The sequence below is a fragment of the Actinosynnema sp. NPDC020468 genome (genome assembly GCF_040642015.1).
Classification (GTDB): Bacteria; Actinomycetota; Actinomycetes; order Mycobacteriales; family Pseudonocardiaceae; genus Actinosynnema.
The window spans coordinates 24,813-39,949 of sequence record NZ_JBFAEO010000045.1; the positions used below are offsets into that span (position 1 = coordinate 24,813).

Genomic DNA, 15,137 nt, shown 5'->3' on the forward strand with positions numbered 1-15,137 from the left:
CCGCCGGCAGCCGGGTCACCCCGCCGCGACCCCTGCTTCGATGACCCTCTCGTCGGGACCGATCATGACCTCGACGCGGGTCGACTCGTTGGCGCGCAAGCGATTCGTCGTCGCTTGGACACGTGCCTGCGCCACGGTGGAACGGACGGGCAGCGCAGATGGCACACGGGCAGGAAGCGGTCCTGGAGATCGCGACGAACCTGATCGTGCGCGGGTCGCCCGCGGTGGCGGGAGCGGGGCGCGGCGAGCGCACGATCCCTCCCGTGCTCATCCTGGTCGGGCCCGGCGGCTCCGGGAAGACCACGGCGCTCGGCGAACTGGACCGGAAGCTCGCCGACCAACCGCACGTCCGTCTCGACGCGCCCGCGGCCGGCCCGGACGGTCCGCCGTCGGTGCTCGACCTGCTCACCACCGTGATGTTCGAACTCGTCCGGCACGGTCCCCGCCGGTGGCGGTTCCCCCGGTTCCTGGTGGGTCGACTGGTCACCGAGGCGGAACTGGACGACGGCAACGTCGCCGAGGCGACCAGGCAGGTGCGGCAGGTGCTGGGTCGGGTGGACTCGGCGACGCTGGCCGACCAGATCAGCGCGATGATGACCCTCCTGCCGGAGACGACCGGGGTGCCGGACGCGGCCGAGGCGGCCAAGCAGGTCGTGCCACCGCTCATCGAGGGCATCACGCGGACGCGCTGGGGCAGGCGGGTCACCCTGCTGGCGGGACACGACTGGTACGGCCACCGCGACCGGGGTCGCGAGCGCGATCCGATCACCGAACTGGTCGCCCTCAACAGGTTGCGCCGCCACGGCGGCGAGGAGGGCCAGGCCGAGGTCGACCGCACGATCACCGCCGCGTTCCTGGCCGACGTCCGGCACGCCGCGCGGCGCGGGACGACCGTCGACCCGGTGGTGCTGCTGGACGCCGCCGACACCGAGTCCGGCCTGGAGTTCCTCCGCGCGCTGGAGGCCGTCCGGTACGCGCCGGGAGGCGACTACCCGCACGACCACCTCACCGTGATCGCGACCAGCAACGGCCCGCTGGTCGACTGGTTGGGCATCGGCGCCGACGAGGCGCCGGGCGGCGACCCCGCCGCGGTGGAACGGGTGCGCACCGGCCGACTCGAGATCACCGGGCCGTGGTTGCCGCTGGCGCTGCGCGACCTCACCGAACCGGAGATGCTCGCCCTGGCCGAGGAGATCGGCATCCCGCACCAGCACCGCCACCGCGTCGTGCGCGTGCTGCGCGGCCTGACCCGCGGGCACCCCGGTGGTACGGCGTTGTTGATGCGGGCCGCGCTCAAGGTCGGCCCCGACGTCGCCTACCCGGAAGACCTGCTGACGGCCTCGATGGCCGTGCCGGAACGCCCACCCCACGACCGGACCCGAACCCGGACGAAACCCGCCGCGGACCTCCTCGTCGACATGTTCCTGGCCCACCTCCCGAAGGCGCTCCGCGACGACCTGACCACCTGCGCCGCGGCCCGCGACCGCGACGAGGCGGGCGTGATCGCCGGTTCCCGGATGATCGGCACCTCGTTCGAGGAGCAGGAACCGCTGTTCTCCACGACGTACTGGGCGCCGCGCGAACCCGGTGGCGCACCGGTGATGCACCCGCTGCTGCGGCTGCTCCTGCTGCGGAACCTCGCCGCGCGACCCGCCGACGCCGCCGACTCCTGGCGCGCGGTGTTCGGGCTGCTCGCCGACCGGGCGGAGCACGAGGAGGACCGGATGCACCACCGGTTCGCAGGCGGCGAGGTCCCCGCCGTGGTCGAGTGGCTGACTACGTTGCTGCGCGAGCGGGACGGCAGGCAGTGGCTCGCCCTGGTGCGCTCGCTGGCGCACTGCCCGATCCCACCGCCCGGTGCCCGGTCCGCTTGTGCGGGGCAGCCCGAGGACGAGCTGACCGGGGCGATCACCGCGGTGCTGACGGCGTGGCAGGTCAGCACCGACCCGGTCGCGATCGGCAGGCGGGCCGACAAGCACGCGGTGGTGTGCACCGAGATGCCGCTGGTGGCACACCGGGCGCGCAACGACCACAGCGAGTTCGTGTCGATCGCCGTGCAGCACCGGGAATCGGTCAGGCGCTGGCTGGACCTGCACCAGGACGAAGGGTTGGGAAACGCGGAATGATCGCCTTGATCGTCTCGGGCCTGCTGCTGTTGGCCTGGGTGGCCCTGATCGCGTTGCGGGAACGCCGTCGTCGCAGGTTCGCGGGCGACATCGTGCCGCAGGACCGGATGCCGAGGCCCGTCCGGGTACTGCTGGTGGTCGGCCTGGTCCTGCTCCCCCTGGCCTCGGCGGTCGTCGCGGCCCCGACGGCACTGTGCTTCGGCGGCGGCTTCGACCCGGGCGTCACCCTGCGCGGCTGGACGACGGGGTCCGAGTCGGAGTGCGTGGGCGTCAGCGACGGCGGCTACGACTTCTCCCGCGGGTTCGCCGACGACGAGATCGGCGACACCACCCGGCAGCGCTACCGGGAGGTCCTGGGGCAGATCAAGAAGCAGAACGACGAGGTGACCGGCGACTACGTCAAGGTGGCGTTCCTGGCGCCCCTCACCTCACCGCTCTCGGGACCTCGCGTGGTGCACGAGTTGGCGGGGTTGGCGGCAGCCCAGAGGGACCTCAACAAGATGGTGCTCGCCCCCAAGATCAAGTTGGTGCTCGCGCACGTGGGTGCCGAGGGGGACGGGTGGGAGGGGGTGGTCGAAGACCTGATCGCGATGGCGCACGAAGATTCGGTGCCGCTGAGGGCCGTTGTCGGACTGGGGCTGAGCCAGGGGAACACCAAACTCGCCACCGATAGCCTGTCGAAGTCCGACATCCCGATGGTCGCCGACCTCATCACGGCGGACAACTTCGGCACCACACCACTCCTCTATCGAGCCGCCTTCGCCAACACTAAACAGATCGATAACTCGATCTCCGCCCTGGGAAACGTCGGCATAGCCTGGCAAAAGGGCGTCGTGGTCCGCAGCAAAAAGAAGGAGGACACCTACTCGCAGACGCTCGCCGATCACATTCGAGGAAAGCTGGAAACACGCACGGATCCATTCGATTTCGACGACGAAGATGCCGACCGACTGGGCAGTCGATTCGCCGGCATAGTGACCAGACTGTGCAATAGCTCCCAGAACCCCGCAGTGCTGTTCTACGCCGGTCGAGCCCGCTACTTGAGCGATCTGCTGGTCAAGCTCCACGACAAGCAGTGCGAGAAGAAGGTGATCGTGGTCAGCGCGTCCGACGCAGCCGTGCTGCGCATGGACGTCCGAGAAGACAGCGCCGTCCACTCCTGGGGCGTTCAGCAGGCCCACGATGCCCTCCAGGACAAAGAGGTCAAATTGTTGTTCACCCCGCTGGCCGATCCGGACGGTCCCGACAACCCGAGCCTCACCAGACTCCGGGACCAGTTGCCCGATCACGTGAGCGACCTGAATACCGGATGGGCCATGATGGCGTGGGACGCACTGCACGTGGCGACGCAGTGGATCCGCGGCGAGCAGGACGACAGCATGCAGTCGGCCATCCCCGGTCTGACGACGGTCGGCAACTCCAGCAAAGGCCTGTTCACCTCGACAAAACCCTACGAAGGCGCCGGCGGGAAATTCCACTTCGAATACGGAGAGCGCAAGGATCTCGACCAGAACGCGCCCGTCCCGGTGTGCCTGCAATCCGATGGCACAGTACGGCCGGTGACCGCGCGGAAGGTTGGCGACGAGCTCTGCAACTTGAAGGAGTGAGGACCGGCCCGAGGCGCCTCGATGCCGGTGCCGTCGGGCCGATTCCAGCTTGACAGGAATCAAGCCCTCCATATAGTGGCCGCGGAACGGACTCCTTCAGCGGAACGAGGGCACGATGCTGACGCAGGTCGCCGAGGGTGTGCTCGTCCACGAGAGCGTGTTCTGCCAGAGCAACGCCGTGGTGGTCCAGGGCGCGGCGGACGGTGTGCTGCTGGTCGACGTCGGGGTGCACGAGCAGGAGATCGTCTGTCTCGGCGACGACCTGGCGACGCTGGGCCGCACCGTGGTCGCCGGGTTCTCGACGCACCCGCACTGGGATCACCTGCTCTGGCACGCGACGCTCGGCGACGTTCCCCGGCACAGCACCGCGCGCTGCGCGGCGACCGCCGAGGAACGGCTCGCGGGCGGGATCGACGCGCGGCGGTTCGGGATTCCCGAGGAGGCCTCGCTGGACCTGCTCGGTGACGTCACGGGGTTGCCCGCCCAAGCCACGCGAATTCCTTGGGACGGCCAGGAAATCCGGATTGTCGAGCACCAGGCGCACGCACCCGGCCACGCGGCGCTGCTGATCACCCGAAGCCGGGTGCTCGTCGCGGGCGACCTGCTGTCCGACGTCCTGGTCCCGATCCTCGACCTGAACGGCACCGTCGACCCGTTCGAGGACTACTTCTCCGCGCTGCGCCTGATCGAGGACGTGGCGGACGACGTCGACGTCGTCGTTCCGGGTCACGGGTCCGTCGGTGACGCCGACGAACTGCGCGCGCGGATCGCCCTGGACCGGGACTACCTGCACGCCCTGCGCGACGGCCGGACCCCGGACGACCCGCGGCTCGGGTCGTCGGCCAAGCCCGGTTGGGAGTGGGTCGGCTCGGTGCACGAGGGGCAGCGGGAGCGGCTCGCGCAGCGGGGCGAGGCGTAGGAGCAGCCGTCCGGGCGAGTGCGGTCGGGTGGCGCGGACCGCCAGACTTGGCCCCGTGGCGTCGATCGGGCCGTCGAGCACGGGCCACCGCGTGCTCGCGGCGGTCCTCGGGGCGCAGGTCGCCTGGTGGCAGCTCGGGTTCGCGGTGCGCAGGGCGGTGCTGCGCGACGCCAGGCGGGGCAGGCGGTTCGCCGACGACGACGTCTGGGACACCAGCGTCGACTGGGCCCGGCAGTGGCTGACCGCGCCGCGCTGGTCCCGCGCGATCCGGGACGGCGGGGCGGTGGTGCTCGCGGTCGTCTGCACGGCGGCGCTCGCGTGCGTGATGGCCGAGGTGGACGGTGTCGTCGCGCTCAGCGGCGCGGTGGCCGGGTGCCTCCCGCTGGTGGCGGGATGGGTTCTGCGGCAAGGACAACACGCCCGCGCGCTCGTCCGGTTGCAACCCGACGCGCGCCCGGCCCGCGGGTCGCCGCGGATCAGGGCGGTGCGCGCGGTGGCCGTGCTCCTGGTCACGATCTCGGCCGCCACGATGCTGATCGTCTCCGTCGACTTCGAACGGTCGCGGCGCCTGGACTGCCCGCGGTTCGCCCTCGACCAGGCCGTGCGCCGGTGGTGGGAGACCGAGGGCCTCGGCTGCCCGGCCGGTGACACGAGCGTCGACGCGTCCGGCCTGCGCTCGACCCCGTGGACCGTGCCCGAGCAGCACTCCCCCTACGGTCAGGACAACGTCCTCTACCTCGGGCCGGCGGGCGAGCCGGTGTTGATCCTCGCCGCCATCTTCGCGGTGTGGGTCGCGCACGGCGGCCCGACGGGACCGCTCGGCCGGCCGCTCGAGTCGATCACCGACGACACCACCGCCTTCCAGAACTTCGACGGCGGCTCGATCGTGGTCCGGTCACCGGGCGGGCCTGCCGAGGCCCTCCTCGGGCAGCGGCAGCCCGTGGTCCGCGACGTGGGCAGCCCGTGCGCGCGGACCGACCGCCCGTGCGTCACCAGCGTGCGCGCCGAACCCGGCGGCGTCCGGATCGGGTGGCAGTACGGCGAGGCCGACGCGTTCAACGTCTCCTGGTGGCCGGAGCATCCGGCGGACCGGCGGTTCACCCAGCGCGAGGCGGCCGGGTACGAGTACGTCCTGACCGACCTGCGACCGGGCGTCGCGTACGTGGTCGAGGTCGCCGCGTGCGACAAGCGCTTCCTGCGCCGGTCCACCTGCACCTGGCCGTCCGCCCGGGTGCTCGTGCGGGCGGGTTAGGTGGCCGGGCGCGGGGCGGGACGTCCCGAGTTGATGCTGCTCGTGCTGGCGCTGCGCTGGCTCGCGTTCGGGTGGATGGTGGTCGTGGCGCTGCTCAGCGGCCAGATCGACCGACCGGTCGAAGCGGGCGCGGCGCTGCTGGTCGTGGGCTGCTGGACGGCGTGGCTCACCGTCGCGGCCGTGCGGCGGGCGGTGCCGGCGCTGGTCGTCGACCTCGGGGTGGCGATGGCGTTGCTCGTCGTGTCGGGCTACGTGCACCCGCCGTTCGCGATGGTGACCGACCACCCGACGTTCGCGGGCATCTACCCGACCGCGGCGGTCACCGCGTGGGGCGCGGTGCACCGGCTGCGCGGCGGGATCCTCGCGGGCGTGGTGCTCGGTCTCACGCTGCCGATCGCCTACGCCGCCAACGGTGTCACGAGGTTGTCGTTCCTCCAGGCGCTCAGCGCCGTCGGGTGGGGACTGTCGTACGTGGTGCTCGGCGGCGTGGTCGGCGTGGTGGCGGACAAGGTGGACCTGCTCAACCGGCAGGCCGTCCGCAGCGGCGAGCGGGCCGCGCGGCTGGCCGAGCGCCACCGTCTCGCCGCCCGGATCCACGACGACGTGTTGCAGGACCTCGGCCGGCTGCGCGCGCGGCTCGGTGAACTGCCCGGCGGGCCGCGACTCGCCGCCGTCGCCGAGGACATCGCCCGGCAGGAGGTCGTGCTGCGCGAACTGGCGCGGTCCGACCCGGCCGGGCCGGCGCTCGGCGCGGCGTCGTTGCGCGACCGGCTCGCGGTGGTGGCACGGCGGCACGAGGACGTGCCCGTCCGCCTGGTCGCCGCCGGACCCGTGCCGCTGCCCGGCGAGGTCGTCGCCGAGATCGGCGCGGCGGTGGCCGAGCTGCTCACCAACGTCGCCAAGCACGCCGACGCGCGCCAGGTGTGGCTCACCGTGCTGCGCGAACCCGGGCACGTCACCGTGACCGTCCGCGACGACGGCGCCGGTTTCGCGGCCGCGGACACCGCGGGGCTGGGCCTGGAGGTGTCCGTCCGGGCCAGGGTCGAACGCCTCGGCGGCCGGGTCCGCATCCGCAGCCGGCCCGGCGCGGGCACCGAGGTCGAACTGCTGGTGCCGGCGGACGTCGGGGAGGGGTGACCGTGGAGGAAGCGGTGCGGGTGCTGGTGGTGGACGACCACCCGGTCACCCGGGACGGTGTCCGGGCCGGGCTCGAGCGCGGCGGGCGCGCGGTCGTCGTGGCGGAGGCGGCGGACGCGCGGACCGCGTGCCTGCTCGCCGACCGGGTGCCGGTCGACGTGGCCGTGGTCGACCTGCGGCTGGCGGGTGACAGCGGCCTCGACGTGATCCGGCACCTGCGCCGGCACCGACCCGCCGTGCGGATCCTCGTGCTGTCCCAGGCACTTCCGCGGGAGGTGCTGGTCGCGATCCGCGCGGGCGCGCACGGGTGGATCACCAAGGCGGCCACCGCGGCCGAGCTGGACGAGGCCGTGACGGCGGTGCTGACCGCGCCGGTGATCCCCCCGGAACTCGCCGCCCACCTGGTCGGCGAACTCCACGGCCACACCCCGCCGCTCACCGACCGCGAGCGCGACGTCCTGCGCTGCCTGGCCAAGGGCTACGACAACCGGGAGATCGCCGACGACCTCGGCATCGCCCTGCGCACCGTGAACCGGCACCTGGAGAACATCCGCGCCAAGTCCGGCCACCACCGCCGGTCCGAGCTGATCCGCATCGCCCGCGACCTGCACGACTGACCGGGACCCGATCGCGCCGCATGGGTAAGCGCACCCACTCGGCGTGGGTCGGACCGGGCATTTATCGGTCGCCCGGCCACCGGTCACGATGGACCGCCGGAGGGGAGGCGCCCGCCGCCTGCCTCTCCTCCGGCTCACGGCGAACGAAAGGAAGCCGATGACATCCCTGCCACGAAAACGTCGGGCGAAGCGCAGATCGACCATCACCGCCCTGATCGCGGTGCTGCTGTTGTTGGGAGCGCAGTCCGGGGTCGCGCAGACCACCGACGTGAGCGCTCGACTCATCGGACGCGGCGTGGGGGCCGTGGCGGTACGACCACCCGGTTCCGCGCCCATCTCCAAGGTGCAGGCCTGGTTCGTCGTCCCCGTGTACGGCGACAACAAAGTCAGCTTCGGCAGCGTGAAGACCGGGGACGTGGTGGACGCGTACTCGTTCCAGGCGCACACCAACCTCTTCTCGGCGCCGTGCCCGGGTTCGACCGCGCAGTGCCAGGTCTGGGTCGAGTTCGGGTTCGCCAACGACGGCGTGAACGGTCGGCTGTACGTCAAGTACTGGGTCGTGTCGCCACCGGGCGGTTGCGTCCAGGGTTGGACGGTGTGGGACGGCAACTGCTACCGCAAGGACCTCGGCCCGACCATCGCGAGCATGCCGTTCAGCAGCACCACCGCGGAGCGGTACCGGTTGACCGTGGACCTCTCGACCGCCGAGGACAAGGTCACGTTCACGAACGGGACCGTCTCGACGGAGGTGAAGGGCGCGCGCACGTTCGACGCCCGACCGGCCTGGGACAAGGCCGAGTTCAACGTGTTCGGCTACGGCGACGGGAGCACGGCGCTGTTCGACACCGGCACGGAGTTCGACGTCCGCACGGAGTACTCGTACGTCAGCCTGGAGCGGCCGGGGTGCGACAGCACCAGCTCCAGCGGCGAGGCGAGCAACCTCTCCTTCCTCGACCGGAAAGCCGCGCGACTCCAGGGGAAACCGGGACTCCAGCTCCGCGTCAAGCGACTGGCGTCCGGTGAACGGGCGGCACCCGTCCCGTGCGGCGCGGCGTGGACCGTCGGCGACACCCACGAACTCACGTTCGGCGGGGTGAGCTACGACTTCCAGGCCACCGGCGACTTCGTGGAAGCCCAGGTCGGCACCGACTTCGAGGTGCAGACCCGCAAGGCGCCCGCCGCCGAGCCGTGGCCGTTGACCTCGCTCAACCGGTCGGTCGGCACCCGGATGGGCAACAACAGGATCGCCCTGTGCGACGGAACCCGCCTGCTGGTCAACGGAAGCGCCGTCACACTGGCACCCGGCGAGTCGCTGCCGCTCCAGGGCGGGGTGACGATCAGCCGCGACGGCACCACGTACACCGCGACGGACCCGGCCAAGCGCGTCGTCCGGTTCCGCCCGACCACCGTCGGCAGCCAGGTCTACAACGACCTCCAGATCGGCCTCCCGACCTGGCCGGTGCCGGTGCGCGGCCTGATGGGCACCCCCGACCCGAACACCCCGGAACTCCTCGGGGACCGCGACGGCAGGACGACCTACCGCACGCCGATCTCGTTCGAGGACCTCTACTACAACTTCGGCGACGGCTGGCGCATCTCCCCCACCGGTTCGCTGCTCGCCCTCTGCGCCGCGGTCCCCTCGACCAACCCGCCGAACCCCTACTTCGCCGCGGACCTCCCCACCACCTACCGCGACGCCGCGTGGCGGACCTGCCTGAACGGCCGGATCGCGAAGGAGTGGTACGACGCCTGCCTGCTGGACGTGGCCGTGCTGGGCACCGGCGCCGCGGCGACCTACGTGAGCCGGATGCCACCCATCAACGGCAACCCCGACCACGCGGAGCCACCGGGCCCGACCTGCCCGCCGACCCACGGCTGCCGAGCGAACCCGCCTCGCTGACCGACGACTCCGGGGACGGCCGCACCGGCCGTCCCCGGAGGTCACCGCGTGGTCAGTTGTCCAGGTACTGGTAGTAGTAACCACGCTGGTTGTGCAGGCACACCTGCCCCAACGGCGAGACGACGAACCCCAGCGTCCGCGTCATGTTCTTCTCCGCCACGCACTCGGCCTGGTCGTTCCAATAGCCGTCGGTGACCCACCAGCTGCTCGCGTTCGCCGTTCCCGGCACCAGCACCGCACCCACCACCGCGACAGCGACCGCAACGATCCTCACCACGCGCAACCCCCTGTTCGGCGCCCAAGGCCGTCCGACTCGTCCCACCACCCGACCGTAGATCGGTGGGACCTCCCCGGACAGCGGCCATTCCGCCGCTTCACACACCGGTCACCGCGCCCGATCGCGTCCGGTTCCGTGGCGGAAGCGGGTCGACGGGCGCACCTCGCCGAGGTGGTCCGAGGGCGGTCGGCGTGCCGAAAAACTAGTCGCGCGACGAGTAGGCGCGGCCTCCTCCTCACGGGAGCATCGTCCTGAGCCCCGGTTCCGCCGGGCGGGGAACACGTCGAGGGCGCGGGGGTTGACATGGGCGACGCTGCCGGTTCGGAACGACCTGGCCTCGTCCCGGACACGCTGCACGAGCTCTTCTCGGCTCGCGCCGGGGAGTCACCCGACGCCGTCGCCCTGGTCTGCGGCACGCGCGAGTTGACCTACGGACAGGTCGAGGTCGCGGCGAACCGCTTGGCGCACAAGCTGATCGACGTCGGTGTGCGGCCGGAGGACTCCGTCGCCATCCTGGCGGACCGCTCGCCCGAGTACGTGATCTCGCTGCTGGCCGTGCTCAAGGCGGGTGGCCTGTACCTGCCGCTGGACCCGCGACTCCCGCTGGGCCGCCTCGACTGGATGGTGGCCGAGATGGCGCCCGCGGCGGTGCTGTCCGCGGGCGACGAGGTCGCGGACCGCCTCGCCGGCGGCGCTCCGGTGATCGACGTCGTCGCGTTCCTCGCCGAGCCGCGGTTCCCGGACACCGGGCCCGACCTGGCCGTCCACCCGGACCAGCTCGCCTACGTCATGTTCACCTCCGGCTCCACCGGAACCCCGAAGGGCGTCGGCATCTCGCACCGCAACATCACCGGGTTGGTGCTCGACCCCCACTGGGACAACGGGCACCACCTCACCGTCGTGCACTACTCCCCGACCACCTTCGACTCCTCCACCTACGAGCTGTGGGTTCCGCTCCTGCGCGGAGGCCGGGTCGTCATCCTGCCGGGAACGCGGCTGGACCTCGCCGAACTCGGGGAGGCGATCGTCGCGAACGGCGTCACCGCCGCGTACTTCACCACGGCGCTGTTCGAGGTCATGGCGGACGAGGAGGTCGACAGCCTCGGACATCTCGCGGAGGTCTGGACCGGTGGCGACGTGCTGTCGACCGCCGCGTTGCGGCACGTGCTCGACCACTGCCCCCGGACCACCGTGGTCCACGCCTACGGGCCGACGGAGACGACGGTCTTCTGCGGCTACGAGGTGTTCGCGCCGGGCAGCCGGGTCGCGGGCTTGACCCTCGGCGGACCGACCGGCGACTCCGCCATGTACGTCCTGGACCACGACCTCGAGCCCACCGAGCGGCACGCGGTCGGGGAGCTCTACGTGGCGGGCAGCCAGGTGGCGCGCGGCTACCTCGGCCGATCGGCGCTGACCGCGGAGCGGTTCGTCCCCGACCCCTTCGGGCCGCCGGGCAGCCGGATGTACCGGACCGGGGACCTCGCCACGCGGGTCGACCGCGATCGGATCACGTTCGCCGGTCGCGCGGACGACCAGGTCAAGATCCGCGGGTTCCGGGTCGAGCCGGGCGAGGTGGTGGCGGCGCTGCGCGACCACGTCTCCGTGCGGCACGCCGCGGTCGTCCTGTCGGAGGCCAGGCAGCTCGTCGGCTACGTCGTCCTCTCCGGGAGCCGCGGGCTCGACGCCGCGGCGCTGCGGGCGCACCTCGCCGATCGGCTTCCGGCGCACATGGTGCCCTCCTCCTTCGTCGCGGTGGACTCACTGCCGCTGACACCCAACGGAAAGCTGGACCAACGCGCGCTCGCGCTGTCGCCACGGAGCAGCGAGTAGGCCGCAGAGAAAGGACGACGTCGTGCGCAATCTCATCTCCTTGGGTGACATCACCCCGACGACCTTGCAGGGCCTGGTGACCCGCGCGGTCCGCATCGCCGCGAACCCGGATGTCGACCGGGTGCTCACGGGTCGAGCGGTGGGCATCTACTTCAGCAAGGCCTCGACCCGCACCCGAACCTCGTTCTGGCGCGCCGCCACGAGGTTGGGCGCCGACGTGATCACCTCGGGCTTCGACGACCTTCAGCTCACCACCGGCGAACTGCTCTCGGACACGGCCCGGGTGCTCTCCCTGTACCTGGACGCGCTGGTCGTCCGAACCAACGGCCCCGTCGAGCACACCCGGGTCCTCGGTTCCCGCGACGACCTCGCGGTCGTCAACGCGCTGAGCGCGGACGAGCACCCCACCCAGGCCGTGGCGGACCTCGCCGCGCTGGAGGAGCGGTTCGGCGACCTGTCGGGCCTGAACCTGCTCTACGTCGGCGAGGGCAACAGCTCCGCGTCGGCCCTGCTGCTCGCCGCCGCCCACCTCCCGGACCTCCGGCTCACCGTGCTGTGCCCGCCCGGGTACGGCATCCCCAAGGCCGTCGTGGACGTGGCCGACGAACTCTCCGCCGGGCGGTCGACCACCACCCACCTCGACGCCGTCGAGGACCTCACCGGGAAGTTCGACGCCGTCTACACCAGTCGCTGGCAGCAGATGGGCGTGCCCAAGGCGGATCCGCGGTGGCTGGACGCGTTCCGCGGGTTCCAGGTCGACCGCGCCCTCCTCGACCGGGTGGGCGAGTCGCACACCGTCCTGCTCCACGACCTCCCGGCCGTGCGGGGTCAGGAGGTCACCGACGAGGTCCTGGACGGACCGCGAAGCCTGGCCTGGCGGCAGGCCTACCACAAGATGACCTCCGCCATGTCGGTGCTGGAGTGGTGCGTGCTCGACCGGCGGCCGTAGCGGGCGCCGGCTGCGGGACGCGGGTCAGGACTGCCGGAAGCGGTGGGCGTAGACGGCGAGTTGGACCCGGTCCCGCAACCCCAGCTTGCCGAGCAGGTTGGACACGTGGAACTTCACCGTGGCGATGCTGACGACGAGGCTCCCGGCCACCTCCACGTTGCTGAGCCCGCCCGCGACGAGCCCCAGGACCTCGCGTTCCCGACGGGTGAGGGACTCGGGGAGCTCCGCCCGTCCCGCCCACCGCCCGTCCGGAACCATCTGCTTCAGCAGGCGGTGCGCGATCGGTGGCGCCAGGTACGCCTCGCTCCGGGCGACCGCCTTGATCGCCCACTGGAGTTCACGGCCGTCGCAGGACGACAGGAGGAACCCCCGGGCACCCGCGCGGACGGCGTCGACGACGGAATCCGGGTGTTCCATGAGCACGAGCCCCTTCGTACCCGGCTCCGTCTCCCGCAGGATGCGCTGCCCGGCCGCACCCCCGTCCACGAGCACCACGTCCGGCGCCGCGGAGGCGATCCTCCCGACCGCGTTCTCCGCCGCGTCGACGTCCCCGAGCACCCGGACGTCGGGCACCGCCGCGAGCAGGTCCCGCACCATGACCCGGACCGCCCTGTCCTGGTGGCACAGGAGAACCCGCACCTCGCCCCCTCGCTCCGGGACGGCGGTGTCCGACCCGGTCACGGGTGACGGGTCGGTCGCAGCGGTGCCCGACCGGGCGGCAGGCCTTCGAGCAGCACCGCCAGTCCGCTCGCCGTCGGAACGTCGAAGACGTGGTGGGTCCGCACGTCGCGCCCCAGGCTCGCGCGAATCCTGCTGGTGAGCCGGATGGCGTGCAGCGAGTCACCGCCCAGTGCGAAGAAGTCGTCGTCGACACCCACCGCCGGAACCCCGAGGATGTCGGCGAACAGCCCGCACAGGGTGTCCTCCCACCTCGAGCGCGGCACCGCCGCGGGCCCGGAGTCGGCATCGGCCCGCGGTGCCACCCGGTCCGCCTCGTCGGCGGCTCCGCGTCCCGTGGCCGGCGAGGACGCGGCCAGCGCGCCGACCGGGCGTTGCGCCCCGTCCGCCAGGTCGACCAGCACGGTGCGCAGGAAGGCCACGAGTTCCTCCACGACAGGGGTGCGCAGGACGTCGGGCCGGTAGTTCACCTCGAGCCGGATCTCCTCGCCCGGTTCGACCTGCAACGTCAACGGCAGGTGGGTCCGCTCCCGCGCGGAGACGACGGACACCCGCAGATCGCCGTCCACCAGGAGACCCTCGAACTCGTCGGGGTAGTTCTGGAACGTCACCGCCGTGTCGAACAGCGGACCGACGCCCACCCACCGCTGGATGCGGCTCAGCGGGACGTGGTGGTGCTCCACGACCTCCAGCTGACCATCCCGCACCTCGCGCAGGAACTCGGGCACGGACTGCTCCGGGGTGACGCGGACCCGCACCGGGATCGTGTTGACGAACAGCCCGATCATGTCCTCGACGCCGTCGAGCTCGATCGGTCGACCGGACACCGTCGCGCCGAACGTGACATCCGAAACGCCCGTCCGCCGGGCCAGGAGCACGGCCCACGCGGCCTGCACGGCGGTGTTGAGGGTGACGTCGTGTGCCCTCGCGAACGCGACGAGGCGTTCGCTGTCGGCCCGGGTCATCCGCAGCTCCAGCTGCTCCTGGGCGGCGCCGCCGTGCGGCAACCGGGTTCCGGCCACCAGCGTGGGACCGGCCAGTCCGCTCAGCGCCTTCCGCCACGCCTCCTCGGAGTCGTCGAGGTTCTTCGTCGCGAGCCAGCGGAGGTAGTCGCGGTAGTCGCGCGCGATCGGCAGGCCGACGTCGGTGCCGCCCGACCGGTAGCAGGCGAACAGACCGCTGAGGAACAGCGACGAGGACCAGCCGTCCCAGAGGATGTGGTGGAACCTGATGACGAGCCGGTGGGCCTCGGGTCCGGTCTTCACCAGCGTGAACCCCATCAGCGGCCCCCGCGCCAGGTCGAACCGCCCACGCGCCCGCACGGCCACGACGCGGTCGAGTTCGTCCGCCACCGCGTCCGCGGGGAGCGGGGTGAGGTCCACCTCCTCCCACGGGAGCGCGCTGTTCCGGGTGATGACCTGGATCAGCTCGCCGGAAGCGCGCTGCACGAACGACGCCCGCAGGTTGGGGTACCTGCGCAGCATGACCTCCAGGGAGGAGCGCAGGACGGCGGCGTCGAGCGGACCGTCCAGCGCCAGGACGCAGAGACCGACGTAGACGTCGTCGTCCTCCGGGTTGTAGGTGGCGTGGAACCACAGGCCTTCCTGTAGCGGCACGAGCGGGAGCACATCCTCGATCGGCGAAGCGCCCATGTCGTCCTCCATTCCCGTGTCGAGGGCCGTTTCGGCGGTGGGTGGATGACATCACGGGGCAATCGGCGTCCGGGCGTTCCCGGCGCGACCTGCCTCCGCCCCGCCTCCCCGACTGCCGCCGGCGGGCCGAGTAGCGGCCGGGCGCCGGTGGCGAGCGCGCGAGTAGCAGAACGGATCCCGGCGGATAGCGGGG

Annotated in this window: 12 protein-coding genes; 9 read left to right on the forward strand and 3 right to left on the reverse strand. The window is 71.9% G+C overall.

What is annotated here, in order from left to right:
• The first annotated feature begins 158 nt into the window (after window positions 1–158).
• The 7 genes from AB0G50_RS27450 (at window position 159) to AB0G50_RS27480 (ending at window position 9,558) form a co-directional block, all read left to right on the forward strand.
• Window positions 159–2,126 carry a hypothetical protein gene (locus tag AB0G50_RS27450; protein WP_360113713.1) on the forward strand — a complete coding sequence of 656 codons (1,968 nt, stop codon included), beginning with the start codon at window positions 159–161 and terminating at the stop codon, window positions 2,124–2,126.
• A complete protein-coding gene (locus AB0G50_RS27455; protein WP_360113715.1) occupies window positions 2,123–3,733 on the forward strand; it encodes a hypothetical protein in 1,611 nt (536 codons plus the stop codon). The genes AB0G50_RS27450 and AB0G50_RS27455 overlap by 4 nt, the downstream gene beginning before the upstream one ends.
• A 115-nt stretch (window positions 3,734–3,848) precedes the next feature.
• Complete coding sequence (locus AB0G50_RS27460) at window positions 3,849–4,652, forward strand: MBL fold metallo-hydrolase (protein WP_360113716.1); 804 nt, start codon at window positions 3,849–3,851, stop codon at window positions 4,650–4,652.
• Window positions 4,653–4,707: 55 nt separating this feature from the next.
• On the forward strand, window positions 4,708–5,904 hold the full coding sequence (locus tag AB0G50_RS27465) for a fibronectin type III domain-containing protein (RefSeq protein ID WP_360113718.1): 1,197 nt from the start codon (window positions 4,708–4,710) through the stop codon (window positions 5,902–5,904).
• A gap of 33 nt (window positions 5,905–5,937) precedes the next feature.
• Complete coding sequence (locus AB0G50_RS27470; protein WP_360113720.1) at window positions 5,938–7,041, forward strand: ATP-binding protein; 1,104 nt, start codon at window positions 5,938–5,940, stop codon at window positions 7,039–7,041.
• Window positions 7,038–7,658 carry a response regulator transcription factor gene (locus AB0G50_RS27475; protein WP_360113722.1) on the forward strand — a complete coding sequence of 207 codons (621 nt, stop codon included), beginning with the start codon at window positions 7,038–7,040 and terminating at the stop codon, window positions 7,656–7,658. The genes AB0G50_RS27470 and AB0G50_RS27475 overlap by 4 nt, the downstream gene beginning before the upstream one ends.
• Before the next feature lie 157 nt (window positions 7,659–7,815).
• The gene (locus AB0G50_RS27480) at window positions 7,816–9,558 is read left to right on the forward strand and encodes a VWD domain-containing protein (protein ID WP_360113724.1); all 1,743 of its coding nucleotides are present in this window, start codon (window positions 7,816–7,818) and stop codon (window positions 9,556–9,558) included.
• A gap of 52 nt (window positions 9,559–9,610) precedes the next feature.
• Here AB0G50_RS27480 and AB0G50_RS27485 read toward each other — a convergent pair whose 3' ends face one another.
• Entirely contained in the window at window positions 9,611–9,832 is a 222-nt protein-coding gene (locus AB0G50_RS27485; protein ID WP_360113726.1) for a hypothetical protein, read from the reverse strand.
• Between the two features lie 306 nt (window positions 9,833–10,138).
• Between AB0G50_RS27485 and AB0G50_RS27490 the strand changes: the two genes are divergently transcribed.
• A complete protein-coding gene (locus AB0G50_RS27490; protein ID WP_360113728.1) occupies window positions 10,139–11,665 on the forward strand; it encodes an amino acid adenylation domain-containing protein in 1,527 nt (508 codons plus the stop codon).
• Between the two features lie 22 nt (window positions 11,666–11,687).
• Window positions 11,688–12,614 carry an ornithine carbamoyltransferase gene (locus AB0G50_RS27495; protein WP_360113730.1) on the forward strand — a complete coding sequence of 309 codons (927 nt, stop codon included), beginning with the start codon at window positions 11,688–11,690 and terminating at the stop codon, window positions 12,612–12,614.
• Between the two features lie 24 nt (window positions 12,615–12,638).
• On the opposite strand, the gene AB0G50_RS27500 is transcribed toward AB0G50_RS27495, so the two are convergent.
• Together AB0G50_RS27500 and AB0G50_RS27505 are read right to left on the reverse strand one after the other, a co-directional pair.
• Entirely contained in the window at window positions 12,639–13,253 is a 615-nt protein-coding gene (locus tag AB0G50_RS27500) for a response regulator transcription factor (protein ID WP_360113731.1), read from the reverse strand.
• Window positions 13,254–13,291: 38 nt separating this feature from the next.
• Window positions 13,292–14,944 (reverse strand): condensation domain-containing protein, encoded by a 1,653-nt coding sequence (locus tag AB0G50_RS27505; protein WP_360113733.1) that lies wholly within the window; start codon window positions 14,942–14,944, stop codon window positions 13,292–13,294.
• Between the last annotated feature and the right edge of the window lie 193 nt (window positions 14,945–15,137).

Excerpts from the sequence above, each read along its gene's own strand:
- AB0G50_RS27450 (WP_360113713.1), top strand. The coding sequence starts at position 159 with ATGGCACACGGGCAGGAAGCGGTCCTGGAGATCGCGACGAACCTGATC.
- AB0G50_RS27455 (WP_360113715.1), top strand. The coding sequence starts at position 2,123 with ATGATCGCCTTGATCGTCTCGGGCCTGCTGCTGTTGGCCTGGGTGGCC.
- AB0G50_RS27460 (WP_360113716.1), top strand. The coding sequence starts at position 3,849 with ATGCTGACGCAGGTCGCCGAGGGTGTGCTCGTCCACGAGAGCGTGTTC.
- AB0G50_RS27470 (WP_360113720.1), top strand. The coding sequence starts at position 5,938 with ATGCTGCTCGTGCTGGCGCTGCGCTGGCTCGCGTTCGGGTGGATGGTG.
- AB0G50_RS27480 (WP_360113724.1), top strand. The coding sequence starts at position 7,816 with ATGACATCCCTGCCACGAAAACGTCGGGCGAAGCGCAGATCGACCATC.
- AB0G50_RS27490 (WP_360113728.1), top strand. The coding sequence starts at position 10,139 with ATGGGCGACGCTGCCGGTTCGGAACGACCTGGCCTCGTCCCGGACACG.
- AB0G50_RS27505 (WP_360113733.1), bottom strand. The coding sequence starts at position 14,944 with ATGGGCGCTTCGCCGATCGAGGATGTGCTCCCGCTCGTGCCGCTACAG.